Source organism: Chengkuizengella sp. SCS-71B (assembly GCF_040100845.1).
Lineage (GTDB): Bacteria > Bacillota > Bacilli > Paenibacillales > KCTC-33759 > Chengkuizengella.
Genome location: NZ_JAZHSH010000001.1, coordinates 2,746,864 through 2,773,024 on the forward strand (window position 1 = coordinate 2,746,864; position 26,161 = coordinate 2,773,024).

Genomic DNA, 26,161 nt, shown 5'->3' on the forward strand with positions numbered 1-26,161 from the left:
ATTTAAAGTGCTGACAACTTAAGACTCAGCTGCTTCCAGGATTTTACTTAATAAATCACGATTTTCATCTAGTTTTTTTTGAAATTCTTTTGGAGAAAGTCCAATTTTCTCAGCCAAACACACTGGTATTTTCTCTGCTTTTTCTCTCAAATCCAATCCTTTTTTTGTCAAACTGACCAGCACTTTTCGTTCATCATCTCTAGAACGCTCACGTTTGACAATATTAGCCTCTTCCATTCTCTTTAACAGCGGAGTTAAAGTTCCTGAGTCTAATAATAGATGTTCCCCTAGCTGTTTTACTGTCAGTTCGTTTTGTTCCCATAAAACAAGCAATACTAAATATTGAGGGTATGTTACATCCATATCCTTTAAAAATAAATTATATAATTTTGTAAATTCCTTAGACAATGCATAAATAGAAAAACATAATTGATTTTCTATCTTTAATTGTTCATCCATCAATATTCACCTACCTGCTTCTGCTATCAATGAAATCATATCGTGACTAAGTTCAATTGTAAACCTTGAAAATCTGGTATTGAACAAATTAATTACTTTGACAGCGAACAAATCCTATGTTAAATTTTAATTGCGCACAATTTAATTATACAAAATTCATATAACAAAATCTAGTCTATTCTCTAATTGAACCACTAAACAGTAGAAAAGAGGAGTAAACATGATAAAATTAAGTGTTCTGGATCAATCCCCAGTTTCTGAGGGAAGCAATCCACAAGAAGCCCTTAAAAACACTGTAAGATTAGCTCAACAAACAGAAAAATTAGGTTATCATCGTTTTTGGGTAGCGGAACACCATCATACAGAAGCATTAGCAGGTTCATCTCCAGAAATATTAATTGCACACTTAGCCGCAAACACTTCAAAAATAAAAGTAGGTTCAGGTGGGGTCATGTTACCTCATTATAGCTCTTACAAAGTGGCTGAGAATTTTCAATTATTAGAATCACTTTATCCAAATCGCATCGATTTAGGTGTAGGTCGGGCTCCAGGTGGCATGCCATTATCAACAATTGCTTTACAAGAGGGTAAAAAAAGAACCGTTCATCAATTTCCTGAGCAAATTGATGATTTATTAGCTTACATTCATAATGATTTAGATGAAAAGCATCAATTAGCTGGTTTAAAAGCAACACCCCTAAGTCCAACAGCATCAGAACTTTGGATGTTAGGCTCTAGTGGTGATAGTGCAGCTTTAGCAGCAAATAAAGGGTTGCCATATACATTTGCACATTTTATCAATGGACAAGGTGGAGCACAGTATGTAGATCATTATAAACACAATTTTAAGCCGTCCAAATATCTAAATAAACCAAAAAGCATTGTAGCTATTTTTGTAATTTGTGCAGAAAGTGATGCAAAAGCAGAACGAATTGCAAAAAGCTTAGATTTATCCTTATTATTAATTGAAAAGGGTGGCCAAACGAGAAAGGGAATTCCGAGTGTAGAAACTGCAGAATCATATCCTTATAGTGAATTTGATTTAGAAAGAATCCGTCAAAATAGAAACCGGATGATTGTGGGTTCACAAGAATCAGTAACTCATCAACTACTTCAATTGAGAGATCAATATGGTACAGATGAATTAATGATAGTTACCATAACTCATGACTTTGAAGATAAACTGCGATCCTATGCATTACTTGCAGAAGCATTTAGATTATAAATAGGGTATCTTAAAGCTAAAAATCATAGGAAAAATTGAAAGGTAGTTTTTGTTGAAACTTAGAATTGGGAATTTTATAAATTCTTAAGTTATTAAACAACGGCATGCCATTATCTGATCCATGCATGCCGTTTCTACTAAGCTTATACTAAAAAACTCTCTTTAGTTTACCATATACTGATCAGGATTGTGGAGCCAAGATTGAAGTAATTCTAAGTCTTTACTATCTACTATACCCATGTCTGAAGCAATTTGAATGAGTGCAGTATAGTTTGACAAGGTATGCAATTGGATATTTTCTTCAACAAAAGCGCTCAATGCCTTTTCAAATTCATAAGTAAATATGGCTACAACCGCCTGCACATGTCCCCCTGCTTCTTCTACTGCTTTTGCCGCTCTTAATGAACTTCCGCCTGTAGAAATTAAATCTTCAATCACTACTACTTTTTGATCAGGTTTTAAGAGACCTTCAATCTGATTTTTCTTTCCATGTCCTTTAGCTTTATCACGTATATAAATCATTGGTAACCCTAACTTATCAGCTACCCAAGCCGCATGAGGTATACCTGCTGTTGATGTGCCTGCAATAACTTCTACATCTGAATATTTCTCTTTAATGATTTGCACAAACCCTTCAGCAATGATATTTCTGATGTGAGGATAAGACATCGTTAGACGGTTATCACAATAAATAGGTGACAACAAACCTGAAGACCATGTAAAAGGCTCTTTCGGTTGGAGGTTCACTGCACCAATGTCCAATAGAGATTGTGCGATTTGATTTGATAGCTGAGAATTCATAAATTATTTCAACTCCTCTATAATATTTTCCATTGATTTACGTGGATCATCTGAAGCCGTAATCGGTCTTCCAATTACAATGTAATCTGTACCTTGATCAAATGCTTCCTTTGGTGTCATGACCCTGGATTGATCTCCCATATTTGAGCCTATTGGACGAATACCTGGGGTCACTGTTACAAAACCTTCTCCGTTTTGTTCTTTTATGTTCGTTACTTCTAAAGGAGATGCTACGACTCCATCTAAACCTGCGTTCTTTGCTAATTTAGCATATTGCAATACCGAGTCTTCAACTGTTCCAGAGATCCCTATCTCATCGTTTAAGGTGGTTACATTTGTACTCGTGAGTTGTGTAACTCCAATCACTATAGGTTTAGGAATAGATGGATTTACAGCTTGATCCACTCCTTCAAGCGCACTTTCCATCATTGTTATGCCACCTGCAACATGAACATTAAACATATCCACACCAAGTCTAGCGATGCTAGCTGCTCCGCCCTTCACTGTATTCGGTATATCATGCATTTTCAAATCTAAAAAAACTTTATAACCCTGCTCTTTTAATTTCAAAACAAAGGATGGACCAGCAGCATAAAACAGTTGCATACCTACCTTCATGTAACAAGGAATACCTTTTAATTGATTTAATAGCGATTCTGCTTCATCAGCTGAAGGATAATCCAGAGCTACGATAATTCTGCCTATGAAATCTTCTCTTTTCCCCAAATCATCAACCCCTCTTTTCAAAAAAAGATATGAACTATGAAAACCATAAAATTCAAGTGAGAGTAGTTAATACCCTCACTATTAAATTGTTTTAGTTTACACCTGCAAGTCCAATTCTTAACTTTTTAACTTCAGATATATCCTCACCCATGACAGGCATCGGAGTCGATGCGTAGTTAATCGTTTGTAACATTGTAAGAAGGGCACGCACTGTATCAAGTGAAGTTAAACAAACCACACCATTCTCTACAGCTTCTCTACGAATCCTAAATCCGTCTCGCTCAGGAGTTTTTCCTTTTGTTAATGTATTAATTACAAATTGCGCTTCGCCGTTTCTAATTAGATCTACGATATTAGGTGAACCTTCTTTTAACTTATTGACCTGTTGAACTGTCATACCAGTATCCTCTAATGTTTGAGAAGTTCCTCCAGTAGCTATAATTTTGTAACCAAGATTGTAGAAACCTTTGATTAATTCTGTAGCTTCTTCTTTATCTTTATCTGCAACGGTAACGATAATGGACCCTGATTGAGGAATTTTCATCCCTGACCCAATTAACCCTTTGTAAAGTGCCTTAGCATAATGTACATCTCTGCCCATAACTTCTCCTGTTGATTTCATTTCAGGCCCAAGAGAAGTGTCCACACGACGTAGTTTAGCAAATGAAAATACAGGTACTTTTACTGATACATAATCATCTTCAGGCCACAACCCACTCTCATATCCTAAATCGGATAATTTCTGACCTAAAATCACTTTTGTCGCAACATTGGCCATTGGAATATTCGTCACCTTACTAAGGAAAGGGACTGTTCTTGAAGAACGAGGATTCACTTCAATCACATATACCTTCTCTTTGTATATGACAAATTGAATATTTACTAACCCAATCACTTGTAGCTCTCTTGCAATTTTTGTTGTAATTTCAACAATTTGTTCTTTAACCTCTTCAGAGACGGACTGAGGAGGATATACAGCAATGGAGTCTCCTGAATGAACTCCTGCTCTTTCAACATGTTCCATAATACCTGGGATCACTACAGTTTCTTTATCACAGATCGCATCTACCTCTACTTCTTTTCCTAACATGTACCGATCAATTAACACAGGGTGATCTGGATTGATTTTTACAGCTTTCTCCATATAATTCAGCAATTCATCATCAGAATATACAATTTCCATCGCTCTTCCACCTAGAACGTAAGATGGACGGACTAAAACAGGATACCCTAATCCTGAAGCCGTTTGAACTGCTTGATCTACTGTAGTCACTGTACTACCTTGAGGCTGGGCAATCTCTAATCTTCTTAAAAGAGCTTCAAACTCTTTCCGATCTTCTGCAGCATCAATATTATCTATGCTGGTCCCAATAATGTTTACGCCTGCTTTAGATAGAGGCTCAGCTAAATTAATTGCAGTCTGCCCTCCAAATTGGACTATAACTCCAATAGGTTGTACCTGTTCAATAATGTTCATCACATCTTCAAAAAATAAAGGTTCAAAATAAAGTTGATCCGACGTACTAAAGTCTGTGGAAACTGTTTCAGGATTGTTGTTTATAATAACCGCTTCGTACCCAGCATCTTGGATTGCCCAAACTGCATGTACGGTTGAATAGTCAAATTCAATCCCTTGACCGATACGAATTGGCCCAGAACCTAATACAATGACTTTCTCTTTAGTGGATTGAATTGCTTCGTTCTCGGTTTCATAAGTAGAATAATAGTAAGGTGTTGTAGCTTCAAACTCAGCAGCGCAAGTATCAACCATTTTGTAAACTGGTCTAATATCAAATTGTGTTCGAAGCGAACGTATCTCTTTTTCTTCTGTAAATGAAAAACTTGGATCGGAGGATCTGCGTAGTTCTGCAATTGCTCGATCTGTAAATCCTTTTCTTTTTGCTTCTAACAACAAATCTTCCGTTAATTCTACATTCATTAATTTTTTTTCAAATTGAATCAATTTTTCAATTTTATTTAAAAACCACCAATCAATCTTTGTAAGGTCTTGAATTTGCTGTAAAGTATAACCTCTACGATAAGCTTCAGCTATTATAAACAAACGTTCATCATCTGGTGTTTGTAAACGGTTGTTAAGAACGGAATCATCTAATTCCTCCAGTTCTTTTATAAATAAACGATGTACATCAATTTCCAATGAACGAATAGCTTTATGAATAGACTCTTCAAAAGTACGCCCAATAGCCATAACCTCTCCTGTAGCTTTCATTTGTGTACCTAATTTTCTGTTGGCACTTATGAATTTATCAAATGGCCAGCGAGGAATTTTGCTTACGATATAATCAAGTGTTGGTTCAAAACAAGCATAAGTTTGACCCGTTACAGGATTTTCAAGCTCATCTAATGTATAACCGACTGCGATTTTTGCTGCCATTTTTGCGATGGGATAACCTGTAGCTTTTGAGGCAAGGGCAGACGAACGACTTACTCTTGGATTCACTTCAATCACGTAATATTGAAAACTAAACGGATCTAACGCAAGCTGAACGTTACAGCCGCCTTCAATATCTAAAGCACGAATGATTTTTAATGAAGCTGAGCGAAGCATTTGATATTCACGGTCCGATAAGGTTTGACTAGGTGCCACTACAATGCTATCACCAGTGTGTACACCAACTGGATCAAAATTTTCCATGTTACAAACGACAATACAGTTATCGTTCGCATCACGCATCACTTCGTACTCTATTTCCTTCATGCCTGCGATGCTCATTTCAATTAAACATTGACCAATTGGACTATAACGTATACCTGCTGCTACGATTTCTCTTAAATCTTCCTCTGAATCAGCGATTCCTCCACCAGTACCACCCAATGTATAAGCTGGTCTAATAATAATCGGATATCCAACTTGATTTGCAAAATCTACGGCTTCTTGTACAGTTGTAACAATGACACTTTCAGGAACTGGTTGTTCTAGTTCACGCATAAGTTCTCTAAATAAATCTCGATCCTCAGCCTTTTCTATAGAAGATAATTGCGTACCTAGAAGCTGAACATTTTCTTCTTCAAGAACACCTCTTTTGGCTAATTCAACAGCCATATTTAAACCCGTTTGCCCTCCTAAAGTTGGTAATAATCCATCTGGTTGTTCCTTGCGAATAACCTGAGTAACAAATTCGGGTGTAATCGGTTCAATATATACCTTATCCGCCATATTGGTATCTGTCATAATCGTAGCTGGATTACTATTAATAAGAACTACTTCATACCCTTCTTCTTTTAAAGCTTGACATGCTTGTGTTCCTGCATAATCAAATTCTGCAGCCTGTCCAATGACGATAGGCCCTGAACCTATAACCAATATTTTTTTCAATGAAGTATTTTTAGGCATTTTGCATGTCTCCTTTCTTCGCTGCTGCAACAATTTGCGCTTGGCGAGGCAACTCAGGTGTCTCTGCTTTCGTACGACGAATCATTTCGATAAAATCTTCAAATAAATAACTAGAATCAAATGGTCCAGGAGCCGCTTCAGGATGATACTGTACTGAAAAAGCAGGCACGTGTTTGTGTTTAAGACCTTCTACTGTTTTATCGTTATTGTTGATATGAGTGATTTCTAGTGGTGTGTTAGATATAGAATCTTCTTTCACTGTATAACCGTGATTTTGTGATGTAATATAACAACGGTTAGAGGATAACTCCTTAACAGGATGGTTTCCACCACGATGTCCAAATTTCAACTTTTCTGTATCCGCACCACAAGCTAAAGCAAACAACTGATGACCTAGACAGATTCCAAAAATAGGGAATTGACCTAACAATTCGTGTATCATTGTCACAGCTTCAGGGACACTTTTAGGATCACCAGGTCCATTGGATAATAAAATCCCATCTGGTTTTAATCTTCTGATTTGATCCGCTGTCGTATTATGAGGAACGACAATGACGTCACAATCACGTTTATTTAATTCTCTTAAGATTCCACTTTTTGAGCCAAAATCTACAAGAACAATCCTTTCTTTGTTTCCTGGCGAACTAAAAATACTTTTTGTAGAAACTCGAGTTACTTGATCTGTTAATAAAGAAGTACCCTTTAGTTGCTCCATCAATTCCTCGATTGAATGATTTCCTGTTGAGATAACTCCTTTCATCGTACCGTAATGTCTAATTTTACGTGTTAACATACGAGTATCGATCTCACTAATACCTGGGATATCATAATCTTTTAGTAAGCTATCTACTGTGTACTGTGCTCTCCAGTTACTTGGTATATCTTCATGTTGACGAACAACAAACCCATGAATATAAGGGCGGACGGCTTCAAAATCATCACGTGAGATTCCATAATTTCCAATCAAAGGATATGTCATTGTAATAATTTGACCGCAATAAGAAGGATCTGACAATACCTCCTGATAACCAGTAATTCCTGTATTAAAAACAACTTCACCTATAGCATTTTTTTCACTTCCAAATGATTTACCTTTAAAAAGAGTTCCGTCTTCTAATAATAAATTAGCTTGCATAATGCCCTCCTTCTGTAATGTTGTGACATACCTTTAAATTAATCTGACCAAACCACTTTTCCAGCTACAAGTGTTTTGACTGGCCATCCTTGCAACTTCCACCCTGTAAAAGGAGTATTTCTACCTTTAGATAAAAATGTATTTGGATCAACCTCTTTGGTACTTTCTAAGTCAATAATGGTTAAATCAGCATCTGCTCCAATTGAAACTTTTCCTGAATCCAAGTTAAATACCTTAGCTGGTTTCTCTGTCATCCTTTGAATTAAAAAGTCTAAAGTCCATATACCTGTTTGCACAAATTTTGTATACAACAATGGAAATGCTGTTTCTAACCCAACAATTCCAAAAGGTGCTCTTTGAAGTTCTTGTGCTTTTTCCTCTTCACTATGTGGAGCGTGATCCGTAACAATCATGTCAATGGTTCCATCCTCTATAGCTTCGATCATGGCTTCAACATCTCTAGGTGTGCGAAGAGGGGGATTCATTTTCCAATTTGCATCTAAAGCTGGTATATCTTCATCTGATAAAAGCAAGTGATGCGGGCATACTTCTGCTGTTACTTTAATCCCAATTTGTTTTGCTTGTCTAATTAAACGAACAGATTGTTCAGTACTTACATGGCATACGTGATAATGAACATCTGTAGCTTCAGCTAATAAAACATCTCGTCCAACATGAATCGCTTCGGATTCGTTTGGTATTCCCTTCAGCCCATGTTTCTTAGCAAAGGCACCATCAGTTACAGCACCACCAACTACTAAAGTATTATCTTCACAGTGAGCAATCACTGGCATATTCATAGCAGCTGCTTTACTCATTGCATCCTTCATCATTTGTGCACTTTGCACACCTACACCATCATCTGTAAAACCTATGGCTCCTTTATTTTTTAGAGCTTCAAAATCAGTTAAGTCTCTCCCTAATTCATTCTCTGTAATTGCAGCGTATGGAAGTACACGCACAATACCTTCCTTCTCGGCTTTATCTAAAACAAGCTGTAAAGTTTCAACATCATCTACGATTGGTCTAGTATTAGGCATACACGCAACTGTAGTAAATCCACCTTTTGCGGCAGACCTTGTACCTGTAGCAATCGTTTCTTTATATTCAAATCCAGGCTCACGAAAATGGACATGCATATCGATAAAGCCTGCTGACACTAATTTACCCTCAGCATCAATCACTTCATGTCCATCAACCTGTGTCTCTTCTTCACTTTGCATAATTTTATTTATTTTTCCTTGTTCAATATAAATATGTTTTGTTTCCAACTCATTGTTTTCTGTATTTAACAACTTTCCATTTAATATCCACGTTCCCAATTTCAAAACCTCCTAATAAATTTCCTACTATTTATGTTAATGCTCTCTCAATTACTGCCATTCGAATGGGTACTCCATTACTTATTTGCGGGAAAATTTTTGATCTAGGGTGTTCTATTAGAGAATCATCGATTTCCACATTTCGATTTACAGGTGCAGGATGCATAATAATAACATGATCCTTTAAGTTCCTTTCTCTCTCCTCTGTTAATCCAAATAACTCTCTGTATTGTTCAGCTGATTTAATCATACCTTGTTCATGTCTCTCTAATTGCACTCGCAGCATCATAATGACGTCTGCCTTTAATGCTTCTTCTATGGAAACATATGGGGTGAATTCTGCTAGTTCTGGGGCTTGCATGTTTGGCGGTGCACAAAAGCTTACTTTTGCACCCATAGCTAGTAACCCCCATAGATTGGAACGAGCCACACGGCTATGTAATATGTCACCTATAATAGATACATGAAGACCTTCAATATGACCAAAATGTTTTTTCATAGTATAAATATCTAATAATGCTTGTGTTGGATGCTCATTATTTCCATCCCCTGCATTAATGAGAGGAATTTTAATTTTTGGTGCTAACTCTTGTAAAACTCCTATCGGTTTAATACGAATAACACCCGCATCTATCCCCATTGACTCTAATGTTTTTACAGTATCGTAAATGGATTCACCTTTTTGCACACTTGAAACTGCTGCTGAGAAGTTTAATACTTCAGTGCTTAGTCGTTTTTCTGCCATTTCAAAGGAAAAACGAGTTCGTGTACTATTTTCAAAAAACATATTTGCAACAAAATGCCCTGACAAATAATTTGTTACTTTTGTAGGATAGTTTTCCCAATAAGTTGCACGATTTAATATACCTAAAATTTCCGTTTTACTTAATCCTTTTAATCCTAATAAATGTTTATCTGATCCAACCTTCAATTGAGACATGAATATCTAACTCCTTTGTTGTTTAATTACAACCTGATCATCAGAATCAACTTCTATCAAAGAGACATTAATATTCTCCAATTTAGAGGTAGGAATATTCTTTCCGACATAGTCGGGTCTAATGGGTAGTTCTCGATGACCTCGATCAATTAAAACAGCAAGCTGTATCATTTTGGGTCTTCCCATATCAATCAATGCATCCATTGCAGCTCTTACAGTTCTTCCCGTATATAAAACATCATCGAATAATATAATTTTTTTATCTTGAATGAATGAGCTCGTAAACGTTTGATGGTGTTCCTTTGTAGTTCTGTTGGAAACATCATCACGATAAGAGGTAACATCTAATTCAGCCATTGGAATAGGTATACCTTCAATTTCCCCTATTTTATCTGCGATTCTTTTTGCTAAATAAATTCCTCTTGTTCGAATGCCTACAAGCACACAATTTTCTACACCTTTGTTTTTTTCCAATATTTCATGAGCAATTCTTGTTAGTGCTCTTCGAATTGCAATTTCATCCATGAGTACGTGTCCTAAACTCATTGTTTCACCACCTATTCCCCTGCACTAAAATCTAAAAAGTGAGGTAATTATGAAAGAATATAACAAAAACTCCTATCGGAGTCTCTCGAAGAGGTATCCGAATACTTCTATAGAGGTAGTTTTTGTTGAAACTTAGAATTTGAAATTTTATAAATTCTTAAATTATCAAAAAAATCCTTACCCATTGGGGCAAGGATTTAAGTATACAGATAAATCAAATAAGTATTCAGTATTTGCATAAAAATAAATGATTACTCATTGCTTTTCGTATAATTCGTTCACCTTGCCAGCCTCACGGGACTGTTTTTAAAGGTTCTCATCAATATTCATTTTTAAAATTATGACATTATTCGATTATAAAGTCAATAGATTAATCATTTAAAATATAAATTCAACATCAGATAATCGACGCTTAATTTCATCAATAATTTCAATTTCTTTTTCAATTCCAGGAGCATTGAATGTAACAGAAAATCTGACAAAACGTCCTGCATCATCCCATGGTACTGTAGAAATTAGTTTTTCACGAATTAAATATTGTGAGAAATCCTCTCCTGTTTCGAAAGTTTGTCCACCTTTAATCGATTTAGGTGCTTCTACATACATAAAAAATGAACCTTTTGGTTTTTCTGCTTTAAATCCAACTTCATTCAAAGCTTTTGCTAACATATCATGACGTCTTGAATATTTTTCAGCAATTTTTTCAGTAATTTCTGGATGCTCTAAACCATAAGCAGCCGCTTTTTGAATTGCAATAAATTGACCAGAATCATTATTATCTTTAATATCTTTAAATGCTTTTACGACTAAGGCATTACCAGCAATAAACCCAATTCTCCAACCTGTCATATTATAAGATTTAGATAAGGAGTGGAATTCTATACCTACGTCTTTTGCACCTGGCACCGAGAGGAAACTAAAAGGTTTAACTCCATCATAAGTTAGTGCAGCATAAGGAGCATCATGTACGATGATGATATCGTATTTTTTAGCAAAGGCTATCACTTTTTCAAAGAATTCAACAGTTGCACCTGCACCAGTTGGATTATTAGGATAATTTAAATAAAAAAGTTTAGCTCTAGAACAAATTTCTTCTGGAATTGAATCTAAGTTAGGTAAAAAATCATTTTCTTTTAATAGTGGTACATTATAAACTTCCCCACCAAGGTATTTTGTATGTGTTCCTAATACAGGATAACCGGGAACAGTCATAATGGTAACATCACCAGGATTGATAAATGCACTAGGCAACATAGCCAAACCCGGTTTTGAACCAATCGAATGATTAATTTCTTCCTCAGCATCAATTCCATCTACACCAAAAACATTTTTCAAATAATTTGCTGCGGCTGTTTTGAATTCATGAATCCCGTTATCCGCATAACCTCTATTCTCAGGTTTAGCTGCTTCTTCAGCAAGTTTAGCCACAATGCCAGCATCTGCCATTTCATCAGGCTCTCCAACACCCATATCGATTAATTCTACATTTGGATGTTCAGCTTTTGCAGCTGCCTTTGCACGTTTAATTTTTTCGAATTTATAAATTTCCGTATCTTTCCCATAGTTTTTTCCACCAATTCTTTCAGCGAAAAGATTCTGAATATAATTTTCCTGTGTCACTTTCATACAACTCCTTTATTCTAATCTACAACAATTTATCATGATGAATAAAATAAGAAAATAGATTTTTATACATTCTTTTTGTACTCTGAAACGAATAAAACTTAAAATTTATTGACTTCTTATTTTGTCAATCACATGATTTATATCCTCAGGTATGGGAGCTTTGAACATTAAGTTTTCCCCTGTGATAGGATGGACAAAGCCTAACTCTGCAGCATGTAAAGCTTGTCCCTCCATTGATATTCCTTTATTTCGTCCGTATGTAGGATCTCCCACAAGATGATGACCGATAAATTTCATATGTACTCTGATTTGATGAGTACGACCTGTTTCTAATCTTAACTCCAATAAAGCATAATTTTTGAATTGTTCCAAAACAACAAAATGTGTAACTGCTTTTTTACTGTTTTTATTTGTTACCATATAACTTTTACGATCGTTAGGATTTCTGCCAATCGGTGCATCTATCGTTCCTTGTAAATGAGATAACTTCCCATGTACAACTGCAATATATTTTCGATGAACAGTATGATTTTTCAATTGTTCAGATAAACCTTTATGACTTGCATCGTCCTTTGCAGAAACTAATAAACCTGATGTATTTTTATCAATACGATGCACAATTCCTGGTCTCAATATCCCATTAATGCCTGATAAGTCCTTACAATGGGCTAACAGTGCATTCACTAAAGTTCCTGAATAATTTCCAGGTGCAGGATGTACGACCATACCTCTAGGTTTATTAACTACAATTAGATGTTTATCTTCATACACAACATTCAATGGAATAGATTCCGCAGTAATTTCCAACTCAGTTGGAGCTGGAGCTAGTAATTTAATTTCATCCTCATCTTGTATTTTATAGTTTGCTTTAATGGATGAATTGTTAACTGAAACGTGCCCTTCTTTGATCCATTGCTGTATTTGTGTTCGGGATATACCATCAAACTGATCTGTCAAAAATTTATCAATTCTTATTCCATCTAGATCAGGAGTTCCTTTCCAAATTAATTCATTTTCATAGATGTCATCATATAACATGAAGATTAAACCTCACCTTTCTTTACACTGAAAAAGGTAATCACTGCTGCTAAAATTGCGCCAACAACAATTGCTGAATCTGCAATGTTAAAAATGGCAAAGGGATAGTCTACTTCAAAACCAAATAAAGAAAATCTAAAGTTAAAACTTAAAAAGTCAACGACTTCACCCATTCTTACCCTATCAATAAAATTCCCAATTGCTCCACCTAATATTAAACTAAGTGCAACACATAATGAGGGGCTATTTTCCTTTTTTGACTGTTCCAAAAACCAAATAACCATTGCTACAATAATAATTGTAATAATGATGAAAAACCATTGTTTATTCTGCAATATACCAAAGGCCGCTCCTTTATTACGATGAGAAGTGATTTGAAAAAATTCTCCTATAACAGATATACGATCCCCTATTTCCAAATGCTTGATGATCATCCATTTAGAAACCTGATCTAATATGATCATAATAAAGGCTATCAAATAATACCTCAAATAACATATCCTCCTAATCAAGATAATACAACCTTACATTCGATTATTGTAGCATAGCATAGAACCTTACGTCTACGAAGTGCATGATGAATTCCCATCAATACATGGAATTACCTCTTTAAATTCTTAAACCTTTGAGAAGAATAAAGTCAGCAGCATATAAGAGAAGAGGATTTTTTGAACAACCTCTATAAGAAACTCATAAGAGGAGTTGTAGAAATGTCTGGCCTAAATGAAAATCAATTAAATTTGTTACATCAACAGCTTCTTCAAGAAAAAAACAATCTCCAAGAACAACTTAAGCATAACGATCACTTTGGTCTGTCCCAACCTCAAAAGGATAGCATTGGTGAATTATCAAGTTATGATAACCATCCGGCTGATTTAGCCACTGAGACTTATGAACGAGGAAAAGACATCGCTTTAAATGAAAATGTAGAATACCATTTAGAAGATGTTGTTAGAGCATTAAAAAATATTGAAAATGAACAGTATGGGATTTGTATTACCTGTGGAAAAAATATTCCCTTCGAGAGATTGCAGGCGGTTCCTACTACACAATATTGTAAAGAGCATTCTGAAGGAAAACATTATTCCAACGATAGACCTATTGAAGAAACCTTTTTAAACCCTCCATTTGGAAGAACTAGTTTAGATGAACATGATGAACAAAATCAATTTGATGGGGAAGATGCTTGGCAAATTGTAGAAAGTTGGGGAACATCAGATAGTCCAGCAATGGCAGAGGAACGAGAAATCCATGATTTTAACCATATGTATATTGAGTCGGATGAAAATGATGGGTATGTGGAACCCATTGAAAGCTTCTTAGCAACTAATTTATATGGTAATCATACATCTGTCATTCGAAATGTGGAATATCAAAAATATATGGCAAATGGTGAAGGAGATCATGAATTAGAAATGAATTAAAATGATAAAAACGAGCCAACATTTCGGCTCGTTTTTGTTAAATTTTATTTTTAAATTTATCCTATAATTGATGCACACCTTTTACATAGAGTTGGATGAGCTGATTCCTCACCTACATCTGTAGTAACCATCCAACAACGCTCACATTTATCTCCCTCAGCCACTGAAACCTTCACTTGGATAATTTCTTCAATTTCACTCGGTTCTTGAATAGATACAGCCGAAACGATAAATAATTCGTTTAAATTAGGAAATTGCTTGAGAAGTTCTGCAGTAGTTGAATTTGGATATAAATCCAATGCAGCAGCTAAAGAATTACCAATAATTTTATCTTTCCGAGCTTCTTCTAATTTTTTAAATACTTCCTCACGAATTTCCATAAATTGATTCCACTTATGTTCAAGTTTTTCATCAAACACATCTGTATTAACGACTGGAAAGTCTGCTAATTGTACACTTTCCAACTGAACGTCTGGAATGAACTTCCACACTTCATCTGCTGTATGAGGTAAGATTGGTGCAATTAATTTTGCTATCACAACTAAGGTCTCATACAATACGGTTTGCACTGCTTTTCGTTTTGGATCATTTAAATCATTGACATACAAAGTATCTTTTACGATATCTAAATAAAAAGCACTCATTTCAACTGAACAAAAATGATGTACAGATTGATATACAATGTTAAGATCGTATTTATCATATGCACCAGTAACTTTTTCCAACATTTTATTTAAACGAATAAGGGCAAACTGATCTAATTCACTCAATTGATCAAAAGAGACTTGATCTGTTGCCGGATTAAAGCCTGTTAAATTTCCTAAGAAAAATCTCAACGTATTTCTAATTTTTCTATAGACTTCAGATGTTTGTTTTAAAATATTGTCTGAAATTCTTTGATCAGCTTGGTAATCTACTGAAGATACCCATAGACGTAGGATTTCAGCTCCTAATTGATTACTTACTTTGATCGGATCAACAGTATTCCCTAATGATTTAGACATTTTACGTCCATCACCATCTAAAGTGAAACCATGGCTAAGCACTTCTTTATATGGTGCAACACCATTAACGGCCACGCTTGTAATTAAAGATGAATTAAACCATCCACGATATTGGTCAGATCCTTCTAAATATAAATCTGCTGGGTATCTTAGGTCTTCTCTAGCTTCTAATACAGATTGATGGCTAGATCCTGAATCAAACCAAACATCCATAATATCAGTCTCTTTTTTAAACTCATGATGACCACATGAAGGACATGTTGTGCCTTCAATCATTAATTCATTTTCATCCTTGATGAACCAAGCATTAGAACCTTCTTTAGCAAACACATCTGCAACGAAATTAATCGTTTGATCATTTAATAACTCATGATTACAACTTTTACAATAGAAAATAGGGATAGGTACTCCCCATGTTCTTTGTCGTGAAATACACCAATCTCCACGATCTCGGATCATATTGTGAAGGCGGGTCTCCCCCCATTCTGGCGTCCACTTTACATTTTTAATTTCTTCAAGCATCACGTCTCTAAACTTATCGATAGAAGCAAACCACTGCTCTGTTGCTCGATAAATAACTGGTTTTTTTGTTCTCCAATCGTGAGGATATTGATGCTGCATAAATTCCAATTTTAATAAATGACCAGAAGCTTCTAGCTTTTCTGTAATGATTTTATTTGCTTTATCATAAAATAATCCTTCAAATCCTGGAGCTTCTTTTGTAAATTTCCCTTGATCATCAACTGGGCAAAGGACATCTAGTCCATACTTTGCTCCGATCTCAAAGTCGTCTTCACCATGCCCGGGGGCAGTATGAACGCAACCTGTACCTGCTTCTAAAGTAACATGCTCACCAAGCATGACTAAAGATTCACGGTCGTAGAAAGGATGTAAACATGTGATATTTTCAAGTTCATTCCCTTTAAATTGATCAATTATACTCAAAGAGTCCCAGTTCAGTTCGTTCTTTAATGACTCTAATAAACCTTCAGCAACAACATATTTTTTCCCTTTAACATCAACCATTACATAATCAAATTCAGGATGCAATGAAATTCCTAGGTTTGCTGGCAATGTCCAAGGCGTCGTTGTCCAAATTACTATAGACGCATCCTCTGGTAAAATTCCTTTCCCATCCTTTACTTGAAATGCTACATAAATGGAAGGCGACTTCTTGTCGTGATATTCAATTTCTGCCTCAGCTAAAGCACTTTCAGAAGAAGGAGACCAATAAACACATTTTAAACCTTTATAGATATAACCTTTCTTCACCATTTCCCCAAATACACGAATTTGCTCAGCTTCATATTCAGGTTGTAATGTGAGGTAAGGATGATCCCAATCTCCTCTTATACCTAATCTCTTGAATTGATCTTTTTGTTTTCCCACCCAATTCAAAGCATAATCTTTACAATAATCTCTAAACTCGGAAATGCTTAATTTTTTACGATCCACTTTTCCTTTTTTAGCTATCGCTGCTTCAATCGGTAATCCATGTGTATCCCAACCAGGAACATACGGAGCATTAAAACCTTGCATCGTTTTGTATCGAACAATAATATCTTTTAAAACTTTATTTAAAGCATGGCCAATATGTGTATCACCATTTGCATAAGGTGGACCATCATGTAATATAAATACTGGTTTACCTTCTTGATTTTTCTGCACTTTCTCGTAAATATTAATTTCTTCCCACCATTTTTGAATATTGGGTTCTGCCTTTGGAAGGTTACCACGCATCGGAAAATCTGTTTGCGGTAAGTTTAATGTTTTTCCATAATCCATCTTCTACACCTCACTAAAATATATAGTACATTAACAAATAAAAAAACTTCTCATCCCAAAAGGGACGAGAAGTATGCTCGCGGTACCACCCTAATAATAATACATATAAAAAATTTCATATTATCACTTTCATGATCTTTAACGGAATCATCCGATATACTCTACTATAACAGTCTATATTTCCGATGTTTTTTCAAGTATATACTCATGGGTGATATTCAATCGTAAACAGATATTAGGCTTTCACCATCCCTAATTCGCTGAATCTGTATATTCGATTTACTGTTCCCAATCAACGTTTTATAAAATGATTATAATACAGCAGTATATCTAAATTTTTAATTAGAGTCAATGCAAAAGCTATTCAACTTTTGAAATTTTCTCATCTGATAAATAATCTATAGTATGGTTTGAGTCCTTCTCTAGAGAATCCCATTCCCAACTCTGATCATTTAACATTTCTAATTGTGCTTCTAATAAAGAGCGGAATCTTGTACGATAAATAGACGCTTGTTTTTTTAATTCCTCATTATCAAGTGCGATTTTTCTTGATTTAGCTAATGATTCATTTATGATACGATCCGCATTTTTCTCTGACTCTCTTATAATGAGTTCAGCTTCTTTTTTAGAATTTGATTTTAATTCATCTGCAGTATTTTGGGCGACGATAATCGTTTGACTTAATGTATCTTCAATATTAGAAAAGTGTTCTAATTTTTCTTTAATTGCCCCTACTTCTTCTTTCAGATCTTTATTTTCACGAATAAGTGCTTCATAATCTTTGATGATCTGTTGCAGAAACTCATTTACTTCGTCTTCATCATATCCGCGAAATGTTTTAGAAAATTCTCTGTTATGTATATCTAATGGTGTTAGTGACATTTCTGCACCTCCTTGAAACATAATAAATTTTATAAGTGTTAACATTCGACGATAAATGTTAAATTCCTGCAAATTTTTCAAATGTATTTTCCTATTTTTAATCGAATGTTGCCTTTTTTTGTTTTTCCTTCTATGCTTATAATTTTAAAACGACCAAAACCTTTTAAAGATATAACATCTCCTTCATTTAAAACTTTTGAAGGATCTTCCTCTACTTTCCAATTCACTTTGCACTTACCTGTTTTTATAAACGGTAATATTTTTGATCTACTCATTTTTACTGCATCGCTAATAATACTGTCTAAACGTAGTGAAGGAATTGTTATAAAACTTTCATCCATTTCAACTGGAATCGGCTTTAATTGTACTAGGGGAACAATGTCGGTACTTACATGCACTCTGTGAACTTGATGTAAATGTAAATTTACATAATCAATAATTTCTTCAGCAACGATACATTGGCATTGATCCTTTAATAAATGCAAATCCCCTATTTTTTCTCTTTTTATTCCAAGACCTAATATTGCTCCTAAAAAATCCCCATGGTTTAACTTTGAAAATTTATCATCATCAGAACGTATAGAAAGCACTTGAATCGGAATTTCATCTTTCTGGGTCATCATATAATCTGGGACAATTAAAGCTCTCTTTCTTTCAGCGTCTTCATATCCCCCAAATAACAAATGTTGAACATTTAAATTTGAATTGATCATTGTTTCTAAAATATAAGCTTGTCTAGGATCAAGAAAATCAGTCAATTTTGTAATATGTCGCTCTTCTGTTCTAGTGATCCAATCAAAAACTTTATCAACAAAGGTGCGCTCATCTGCATGAAAGTGTTCGTATATTGATGTTTTCATTTATGGCATTTACCCACCAAATAAAAATGCAATGACACTAGCTAATCCAGACGCTGCAAATTGCAATGCAATTAACGCAATTATTGGAGAAATATCAATCATACCACCGATTGGAGGAATAATTTTTCTGAATATGGATAAATAAGGCTCTACAACTTTCCCCAACAATTCCCCTATGAAGCTATCTCTTGCATTAGGGACCCATGATAATAATACGTAAGCAATAATCATATAAATATAAATATTCAAAATGCTTCCGATTATTTGTTCAATACTCAACGTTTATCACCTGTTCCTTTCTTCTATATCTTCTTTCAATAATTCGGTAATTGAACCTTCAATTTCTACACTGTCAGGTGTGCATAAAAATATATTACTACCGATTTTTGATATACTACCATTTAAAGCATAAACCGTTCCACTCAAAAAGTCCACTATACGCATAGCTTGATCAGAACGAACACGCTGTAAGTTCACGATAACTGCTCTTCGTGACTTTATATGATTAGCAATTTCTTGAGTTTCCTCATAAGTACGAGGTTCATTTAAAACCACACGACTATTTTTGTTTGAATGGATACTAACAACATTATTTTTTGCATTTTTTGTATTGGAATGCTTCTCATCTTCAAATGAGTCATCATCAATTTCCTCAATTATCGTTTCTTTTTTTACAACTTCTTCTTCTTGTAAACCAAAAAAATCTAAAAATTTATGAATAACTCCCATGACTATAATGCCTCCTTTATCCTGCTATTTTAGCGTTAAGACACCCACCTCTATAGGTGGTTCTCCCAAATCAGGTGGAGTAGAGTCTCCATCTGATTTTCCGATGTTTAAGCTTTGCTTAAACGAGTTCACTCTTTTCCAACCAATTGTGAACCTAAACGAATAAAAGTAGCTCCTTCTTCAATAGCAATTTCAAAATCATTTGACATCCCCATTGAAAGATGACTTATATTGTAATTAAATATTTGTTTTTCATTTAAACGATCCTTTAATCTTTTTAATTCTCTAAAAATAGGCCTTGTTTTTTCTTTATCTTCTTCAAATGGAGCCATTGTCATCAATCCGACGACATTTAGATGTTTATATGGTGTTAGGCTTTCAGCTAACGAATATAGTTCATCAGGTGATACTCCATATTTGGACTCTTCACCAGAAACGTTTACTTGAATAAAACAATTGACATTTACATCTTGGATTAATGCTTGTTTTTCAATTTCTTTAGCTAAAGAAATTCGATCAATGGAATGAATATATGGAAACTTCCCGATGATATGTTTCACTTTTTTAGACTGCAAATGTCCAATAAAATGCATGGTTGATTTTGTGGCTAGTACACTCACTTTCTCCTCTGCATCTGGCCATCTATTCTCCCCAATGTGTTTACAACCAAATTCAACTGCTTTCTCTGCAGTCTTCAAGGATACATACTTGGTTACAGCTATGATCTCTACATCTTTTCTGTTCCGATTTGATCTATTACATGCTGCTTGTATACGTGATTCTATGTGTTGAATTCTTTCTTGTAAATCCAAGATTACCTCTCCTTTAGTCCAATCCAACTCATCATTCGCCCTGTCAAACCCTTTTCTATTCGATGAGAATAAAATAGTTCCGTGAAACAGCCAGTACAATATTGAGTCATTTCAATATGAGTTGGTGAAATACCCGCCTTCAGCATAATCTGCCGATTCATTTCTTTTAAATTAAGTGTATATTTATCATTCCCCTTATGTTGAATTGAAGAATAAAAGTATTGATTATTTGCAAAATGATTGATGATTCGTTTATCTACTTCATAACAGCAATCTCCAATGGAAGGTCCGATTGCAGCTAAAATATTTTCAGGTTTACTTCCGTATTCTTCATTCATTTTGTTAATCGTTTTTTCAGCAATTTCTAAGTATGTACCCTTCCATCCAGCATGCGCAATACCTATCACTTGTTGTACAGGATCAAAAAAATAAAGAGGCACACAGTCTGCATAAAATGAAATTAAACAAATATTTGGTTCATTTGTAATTAAAGCGTCTTTGAAAGGTATCGAATCTTCTTGTGAGAATCTCCCTCTTCCTTTTTCACTTTGCGTTATGACTGCTATTTGATCACCATGAACTTGGTTTGCACAAGTCACTGTATCAAATGAAAACCCAATCGCTTCTGCTACCATTTCACGATTAGTAACAACATCTTCTTGACTATCATTTACATGTAAACCACAGTTTAAAGATGCAAAATATTCTTTACTTACTCCTCCTACTCTTGTAGTGAAACCTGCAGATAGTTGAGGATATTGCTCCATCCATTTAGACAAGTACAATAAAGTAGGTTTTTGCGCTTCAGTAACTTTGACAAAAGGCTCCATATTCTCACCTCATTAGCTATATTTTAACATAATAGTACACACTTAAATAGAGTAGATAAAAATATCCACCCTAGTCACACTAAGATTAGTCTTTTAAAAAACTCGAAAGAGATCGTAACTGAAGTTTGCGAAAGATAGTAGAGATATTTCTCTGTACGATCTTTTACTTAACCCTCCTCAATAGTTGTGATAATACTCTCCTTCATCATCAGGTGCTCGATATGCCCTAGTGTCGTCAAGTTTTACAAGCACAACATCCATTCCGATTTTAACTATATTTCTCCATGGTATAACAACCTCATTATCCCCACTAAATAATCCAAAAAATTTCCCTTGACTCGGAACAACAATAGAATCAATTTTACCTTGTCTAAGGTCTAACTCTAAGTCACTAACCGAACCAAGTTTTTTGCCATCCACTATGTTGATAACATCCTTAGTTTGGAAGTCAGATATTTTCATGTTATCACCACAATCTTTAAGTATTTATATTAATATATGTGTAAGTTAAATAAAATGTCCATATGTACCACAAAAAGTGTAAATAAAAAAATCACCTTAACAATAAAAAAGAGACTGCCTTTTATTTTTTAATTAAAAGACAAGTCTCTATGTTAGTTATGCTCTAATTCTCGTAAGTTTTAACATGCTTTTGCATTTGTGATATTGCTGTTTTTTCCAATCGTGATACTTGTGCTTGAGAAATCCCGATTTCTTCTGCTACCTCCATTTGTGTTTTTCCTTCAAAAAACCTCATTGAAAGAATCATTTTTTCCCTATCATTTAACTTTCTCATTGCTTCTCTTAAAGCGATTTCTTCAATCCAAGAAACATCTTTATTGTTATCGTCACTTATTTGATCCATAACATAAATTGGATCTCCTCCATCATGATATATAGGCTCAAATAAGGATACAGGATCTTGAATTGCATCTAAAGCAAATACGACATCTTCTTTAGGAACATTCAGTACCTCAGAAATTTCAAATATAGTAGGTTCTCTGTTGTTTTGATTTGTTAAACTATCTCTAACTTGTAAAGCTTTATAGGCTATATCACGAAGTGAACGTGATACTCTAATCGGGTTATTGTCCCTAAGATACCGACGAATTTCTCCAATAATCATGGGAACAGCATAGGTTGAAAATCTAACATTTTGACTTAAATCAAAGTTGTCAATTGCTTTCATTAGCCCAATGCATCCCACTTGAAATAAATCATCGACAAACTCTCCTCGATTATTAAACCTTTGAATGACACTTAAAACTAATCTTAAATTGCCATTGACTAATTTTTCTCTTGCTGAAATTTCATTGTGAGTCTGTAACTGTACGAATAATTCCCTCATTTCTGCATTTTTCAATACTGGAAGCTTTGCGGTGTCAACACCACAGATCTCAACTTTGTTTCGAGTCAATGTGAATACCTCCCAAGGAGAAACATTAATGTTAATTATCCCCTTGGAATTATTTTTTATTCCAATATCAAAAATACAACTTTTATTCATTTTTTTCTAAAATTCACTAAACATACTCCTGCACTGACTTAAACCATTTTATTAAATTCTTTTCGCAAACGTTTAATAATTCTCTTCTCTAATCTTGAAATATAGGATTGTGAAATGCCCAACATATCTGCTACATCTTTTTGAGTTTTTTCTTCTCCATCCGCTAAACCAAATCTCAGCTCCATAATTACTTTTTCTCGATCAGACAGTTTTTCCAATGCCTTTTTTAGCAGCTTACGATCAACTTGTTCTTCAATATTTCGGTAAATGACATCATTTTCTGTACCCATCACATCGGATAATAATAATTCATTCCCATCCCAATCAATATTCAAAGGTTCGTCAAATGATATCTCAGTTCTTACTTTATTATTTCGTCTAAGGTACATCAAAATTTCATTTTCAATACATCGTGAAGCATATGTAGCCAATTTAATTTTTTTAGTAGGATCAAAAGTATTTACTGCTTTAATTAAACCGATAGCTCCAATGGAAACCAAATCTTCTATATTGATCCCTGTATTTTCGAATTTTCTTGCAATGTACACAACGAGTCTCAAATTTCTTTCAATTAACATAGCACGAATAGCAGCATCTCCTGAAGAAAGTTTTTTAAGTAAAACTTCCTCCTCTTCTCGGCTCAAAGGTGGAGGTAGAGCCTCACTTCCACCAATATAATAAATTTCATCATTTTTGTAGCCTAATAAGAATAAAACTTTAAAAATATAAATTTGTAATACGAATCTCCATTTAGAAAGCATATTTTCCTCCCTGAGAGAATATTCTGTTAAAGCCTCTGTCACACCTAGTTATACTTCTATTAACGATGGATGAATAATCGCTTGATAAGAGTTATCTGTACAAAGTTTACCATCCTTGATTCCAACCAATACTTTGTGTACGACAAAGCTTTTACCATCTTGTAAAATCACCACCTTATCTGGTTTTACAGCGAGCATGAATTGACTGGAAGCATGAATACCTTTGTATGGTACTAACCTTACTCGATCTTGCCATTTAAAGTCTTCACTGCCAAAGCTATCAAACATCATTTCAGTATTCATTTGGGATACATAGGATAACCAGTTTTCAGGAAGTGCATCTTTCCAGTAGATTACATCCATAACCATCACTGGTGTTCTGGTAAGAGGATCATATAGTTGATTTCCAGTATCAATTAACCCTTTACATCTAGCAGTATAATCATCTATAACAATCTCAACATCTACTAAGAAATTTGTTATTCTCTCTTTACTTTTCAAACTTTTAAAGACACCTCGATAAAACCAAAGCATGATGAAAAATAAAAAAAGTAAAAAGAAAAAGCTGATTTGTAAAGGAAAAGCCTGACCTCCTGATTGTGTAAATATCATCCCATTATAAATCTCATTTGATGTTTGAAAAAAATAATGTAGAGCAAACATTCCACCAGCAACGATAAAATTGATAAAATAAAAGGTTGCAAGGTGTCTTAAAAATGATTGTAGCCGATTAAACCCAAACGCAAAGAAAATCATCATGATAGAAAACGCACATTTAATCAAAAAAGTATACATAAAAGTTAACGAGGGAAAAAACATCATCATCGCATATAAAGAACCAAACGATGCTGAACAAACTAATCTCCACCATTTCAATTTGAACTTACACGTCCAAGCTGTTGATTGTAATATCACAGCATCAATGAAAAAGTTGATTAAAAATACGAGATCCAAATAAATTATCATCTGCAAACTTCCCTAACATTTGAGATAAAAACAGTATATAGTAACTCTATTCCGAAGTCTGTCTAAATTCGCCTCGTTGGAATAACTTTTTTTGTCGAATCGAAGGATTTTTTACATAAAATTCAAGGAAGGATTGTAGTTTTATTTTCTTCAATAAGAGTTGTATGCATAACAAAAAACCTCCCCACATCGGAAAGGTTCTTCGTATAAATTCTAGCAATATTCTATTTTTTAATCATTATGTCTATTTCTGTTTTTATTTCTTAGAAACGTTGGAATATCCAATTGATCTTCATTCTCTGAATAGTTGCCAAATGGTTTTAAATTGGATAATCTAGAGTCTACAGATTTTGAGTTTTGTTTCTGAGCAGGAGTTGATGTTGTTTGATTAGATCCGGCTTGATTAGTTCCTCCTTGATTTTGAAACCCTGTTGCAATAACAGTAACCTTAATATCGTCTTTCATTTTATCATCAATAATCGCACCAAAAATCATGTTCACTTCAGGATCAGAAGCAGCTGTTACTAACTCTACTGCTTCATTTACTTCAAACAAACTAAGGTTTGAACCTCCAGTAATATTCATAATAACACCACGTGCACCCTCAATTGAGGTTTCAAGCAATGGACTCATAATCGCCTTTTTTGCTGCTTCTGCTGCACGGTTTTCCCCAGTTCCTTCTCCAATTCCCATCAGTGCTGAACCACGTTCTGCCATAATGGTTTTTACATCTGCAAAATCTAGATTAATAAGTCCAGGAACAGCTATAAGGTCTGAAATTCCCTGCACAGCTTGTCTCAATACATTATCTGCTTCACCAAAAGCTTCAAGCATTGGTGTTTTTTTGTCCACAATTTCAAGTAATCGATCATTAGGAATAATGATCAAAGTATCTACTTTTTCTTTTAAAGCAGCAATTCCTTGCTCTGCTTGTAAAGAACGCTTTCTACCTTCAAATGTAAATGGACGTGTAACGACTCCTACAGTTAGGGCCCCACATTCCTTTGCAATTTCTGCGATAACAGAAGCTGCTCCTGTTCCAGTTCCGCCTCCCATTCCAGCAGTTACAAAAACCATGTCAGCTCCCTGTAATTGTTGAATGATCATTTCTCTGGATTCTTCTGCAGCCTTCTTACCTATATCAGGATTAGCACCTGCTCCTAAACCTCTAGTTAACTTTTCTCCAATTTGTAATTTATCATTAGACTTTGCCAAGTGAAGTGCCTGAGCATCTGTATTAACAGTAATAAAGTCAACTCCCTGAACTCCGAACTCTATCATTCGATTTACTGCGTTACTACCTCCACCACCGACACCAATTACTTTTATTTTAGCTAGTTGTTCTACTTCCATATCAAATTCTAACATAGTAGGTATTTTCCCCCTCCTTTAAACAATACACTAAGTTGAGTTAGAAGTTATTTCTTA

25 protein-coding genes and 1 other annotated feature are annotated in these 26,161 nt (G+C 34.6%); of the genes, 2 read left to right on the forward strand and 23 right to left on the reverse strand.

Going from position 1 to position 26,161, the window contains the following annotated elements:
• Positions 1-18 precede the first annotated feature (18 nt).
• Positions 19-459, reverse strand: a complete 441-nt coding sequence (locus tag VQL36_RS13455) for a MarR family winged helix-turn-helix transcriptional regulator (protein WP_413789513.1) — start codon at positions 457-459, stop codon at positions 19-21.
• 220 nt (positions 460-679) lie between these two features.
• Between VQL36_RS13455 and VQL36_RS13460 the strand changes: the two genes are divergently transcribed.
• Positions 680-1,684: an LLM class flavin-dependent oxidoreductase gene (locus tag VQL36_RS13460; RefSeq protein ID WP_349249816.1), complete on the forward strand. Its 1,005-nt coding sequence runs from the start codon at positions 680-682 to the stop codon at positions 1,682-1,684.
• Between the two features lie 162 nt (positions 1,685-1,846).
• Here VQL36_RS13460 and pyrE read toward each other — a convergent pair whose 3' ends face one another.
• The 10 genes from pyrE to lspA form a co-directional block, all read right to left on the reverse strand.
• Complete coding sequence (gene pyrE / locus VQL36_RS13465; protein WP_349249817.1) at positions 1,847-2,485, reverse strand: orotate phosphoribosyltransferase; 639 nt, start codon at positions 2,483-2,485, stop codon at positions 1,847-1,849.
• A gap of 3 nt (positions 2,486-2,488) precedes the next feature.
• Positions 2,489-3,211, reverse strand: a complete 723-nt coding sequence (gene pyrF, locus VQL36_RS13470) for an orotidine-5'-phosphate decarboxylase (RefSeq protein ID WP_349249818.1) — start codon at positions 3,209-3,211, stop codon at positions 2,489-2,491.
• Between the two features lie 91 nt (positions 3,212-3,302).
• Positions 3,303-6,566 carry a carbamoyl-phosphate synthase large subunit gene (carB, locus tag VQL36_RS13475; protein ID WP_349249819.1) on the reverse strand — a complete coding sequence of 1,088 codons (3,264 nt, stop codon included), beginning with the start codon at positions 6,564-6,566 and terminating at the stop codon, positions 3,303-3,305.
• Positions 6,559-7,701 (reverse strand): glutamine-hydrolyzing carbamoyl-phosphate synthase small subunit, encoded by a 1,143-nt coding sequence (gene carA / locus VQL36_RS13480; protein WP_349249820.1) that lies wholly within the window; start codon positions 7,699-7,701, stop codon positions 6,559-6,561. Before carA ends, carB begins: the two co-directional genes overlap by 8 nt.
• A gap of 38 nt (positions 7,702-7,739) precedes the next feature.
• The gene (locus VQL36_RS13485) at positions 7,740-9,023 is read right to left on the reverse strand and encodes a dihydroorotase (protein WP_349249821.1); all 1,284 of its coding nucleotides are present in this window, start codon (positions 9,021-9,023) and stop codon (positions 7,740-7,742) included.
• 31 nt (positions 9,024-9,054) lie between these two features.
• On the reverse strand, positions 9,055-9,963 hold the full coding sequence (locus VQL36_RS13490) for an aspartate carbamoyltransferase catalytic subunit (protein WP_349249822.1): 909 nt from the start codon (positions 9,961-9,963) through the stop codon (positions 9,055-9,057).
• A gap of 6 nt (positions 9,964-9,969) precedes the next feature.
• The gene (pyrR, locus tag VQL36_RS13495) at positions 9,970-10,509 is read right to left on the reverse strand and encodes a bifunctional pyr operon transcriptional regulator/uracil phosphoribosyltransferase PyrR (RefSeq protein WP_349249823.1); all 540 of its coding nucleotides are present in this window, start codon (positions 10,507-10,509) and stop codon (positions 9,970-9,972) included.
• A gap of 378 nt (positions 10,510-10,887) precedes the next feature.
• Positions 10,888-12,135: an LL-diaminopimelate aminotransferase gene (locus VQL36_RS13500; protein ID WP_413789514.1), complete on the reverse strand. Its 1,248-nt coding sequence runs from the start codon at positions 12,133-12,135 to the stop codon at positions 10,888-10,890.
• Between the two features lie 105 nt (positions 12,136-12,240).
• The gene (locus tag VQL36_RS13505; RefSeq protein ID WP_349249825.1) at positions 12,241-13,173 is read right to left on the reverse strand and encodes an RluA family pseudouridine synthase; all 933 of its coding nucleotides are present in this window, start codon (positions 13,171-13,173) and stop codon (positions 12,241-12,243) included.
• A gap of 5 nt (positions 13,174-13,178) precedes the next feature.
• Positions 13,179-13,664 carry a signal peptidase II gene (gene lspA, locus VQL36_RS13510; RefSeq protein ID WP_349249826.1) on the reverse strand — a complete coding sequence of 162 codons (486 nt, stop codon included), beginning with the start codon at positions 13,662-13,664 and terminating at the stop codon, positions 13,179-13,181.
• 219 nt (positions 13,665-13,883) lie between these two features.
• On the opposite strand from lspA, the gene VQL36_RS13515 reads away from it, so the two are divergent.
• The gene (locus VQL36_RS13515; protein WP_349249827.1) at positions 13,884-14,597 is read left to right on the forward strand and encodes a TraR/DksA C4-type zinc finger protein; all 714 of its coding nucleotides are present in this window, start codon (positions 13,884-13,886) and stop codon (positions 14,595-14,597) included.
• Positions 14,598-14,653: 56 nt separating this feature from the next.
• On the opposite strand, the gene ileS is transcribed toward VQL36_RS13515, so the two are convergent.
• The 12 genes from ileS to ftsZ all read right to left on the reverse strand — a co-directional run bounded on the left by ileS (position 14,654) and on the right by ftsZ (position 26,101).
• Positions 14,654-17,386, reverse strand: coding sequence for an isoleucine--tRNA ligase (gene ileS / locus VQL36_RS13520; protein WP_349249828.1), 2,733 nt, complete (start codon positions 17,384-17,386; stop codon positions 14,654-14,656).
• Between the two features lie 57 nt (positions 17,387-17,443).
• Positions 17,444-17,691: a binding site (T-box leader), on the reverse strand.
• 55 nt (positions 17,692-17,746) lie between these two features.
• Positions 17,747-18,268 carry a DivIVA domain-containing protein gene (locus VQL36_RS13525; protein WP_349249829.1) on the reverse strand — a complete coding sequence of 174 codons (522 nt, stop codon included), beginning with the start codon at positions 18,266-18,268 and terminating at the stop codon, positions 17,747-17,749.
• A gap of 77 nt (positions 18,269-18,345) precedes the next feature.
• Positions 18,346-19,128 carry an RNA-binding protein gene (locus VQL36_RS13530; protein ID WP_349249830.1) on the reverse strand — a complete coding sequence of 261 codons (783 nt, stop codon included), beginning with the start codon at positions 19,126-19,128 and terminating at the stop codon, positions 18,346-18,348.
• A 9-nt stretch (positions 19,129-19,137) separates the two neighbouring features.
• The gene (locus VQL36_RS13535; RefSeq protein ID WP_349249831.1) at positions 19,138-19,407 is read right to left on the reverse strand and encodes a YggT family protein; all 270 of its coding nucleotides are present in this window, start codon (positions 19,405-19,407) and stop codon (positions 19,138-19,140) included.
• Between the two features lie 6 nt (positions 19,408-19,413).
• Positions 19,414-19,857, reverse strand: a complete 444-nt coding sequence (locus VQL36_RS13540) for a cell division protein SepF (protein ID WP_349249832.1) — start codon at positions 19,855-19,857, stop codon at positions 19,414-19,416.
• Positions 19,858-19,985: 128 nt separating this feature from the next.
• The gene (locus VQL36_RS13545; protein ID WP_349249833.1) at positions 19,986-20,669 is read right to left on the reverse strand and encodes a YggS family pyridoxal phosphate-dependent enzyme; all 684 of its coding nucleotides are present in this window, start codon (positions 20,667-20,669) and stop codon (positions 19,986-19,988) included.
• Positions 20,670-20,671: 2 nt separating this feature from the next.
• Entirely contained in the window at positions 20,672-21,499 is an 828-nt protein-coding gene (pgeF, locus tag VQL36_RS13550) for a peptidoglycan editing factor PgeF (protein ID WP_349249834.1), read from the reverse strand.
• A 177-nt stretch (positions 21,500-21,676) separates the two neighbouring features.
• Positions 21,677-21,961 carry a YlmC/YmxH family sporulation protein gene (locus tag VQL36_RS13555; RefSeq protein WP_349249835.1) on the reverse strand — a complete coding sequence of 95 codons (285 nt, stop codon included), beginning with the start codon at positions 21,959-21,961 and terminating at the stop codon, positions 21,677-21,679.
• A 163-nt stretch (positions 21,962-22,124) separates the two neighbouring features.
• Positions 22,125-22,916 carry an RNA polymerase sporulation sigma factor SigG gene (gene sigG, locus VQL36_RS13560; RefSeq protein WP_349249836.1) on the reverse strand — a complete coding sequence of 264 codons (792 nt, stop codon included), beginning with the start codon at positions 22,914-22,916 and terminating at the stop codon, positions 22,125-22,127.
• 128 nt (positions 22,917-23,044) lie between these two features.
• Complete coding sequence (gene sigE / locus VQL36_RS13565; RefSeq protein ID WP_349249837.1) at positions 23,045-23,767, reverse strand: RNA polymerase sporulation sigma factor SigE; 723 nt, start codon at positions 23,765-23,767, stop codon at positions 23,045-23,047.
• Between the two features lie 48 nt (positions 23,768-23,815).
• Complete coding sequence (spoIIGA, locus tag VQL36_RS13570) at positions 23,816-24,733, reverse strand: sigma-E processing peptidase SpoIIGA (protein WP_349249838.1); 918 nt, start codon at positions 24,731-24,733, stop codon at positions 23,816-23,818.
• A 231-nt stretch (positions 24,734-24,964) separates the two neighbouring features.
• Positions 24,965-26,101, reverse strand: a complete 1,137-nt coding sequence (gene ftsZ, locus VQL36_RS13575) for a cell division protein FtsZ (protein ID WP_349249839.1) — start codon at positions 26,099-26,101, stop codon at positions 24,965-24,967.
• Positions 26,102-26,161 lie beyond the last annotated feature (60 nt).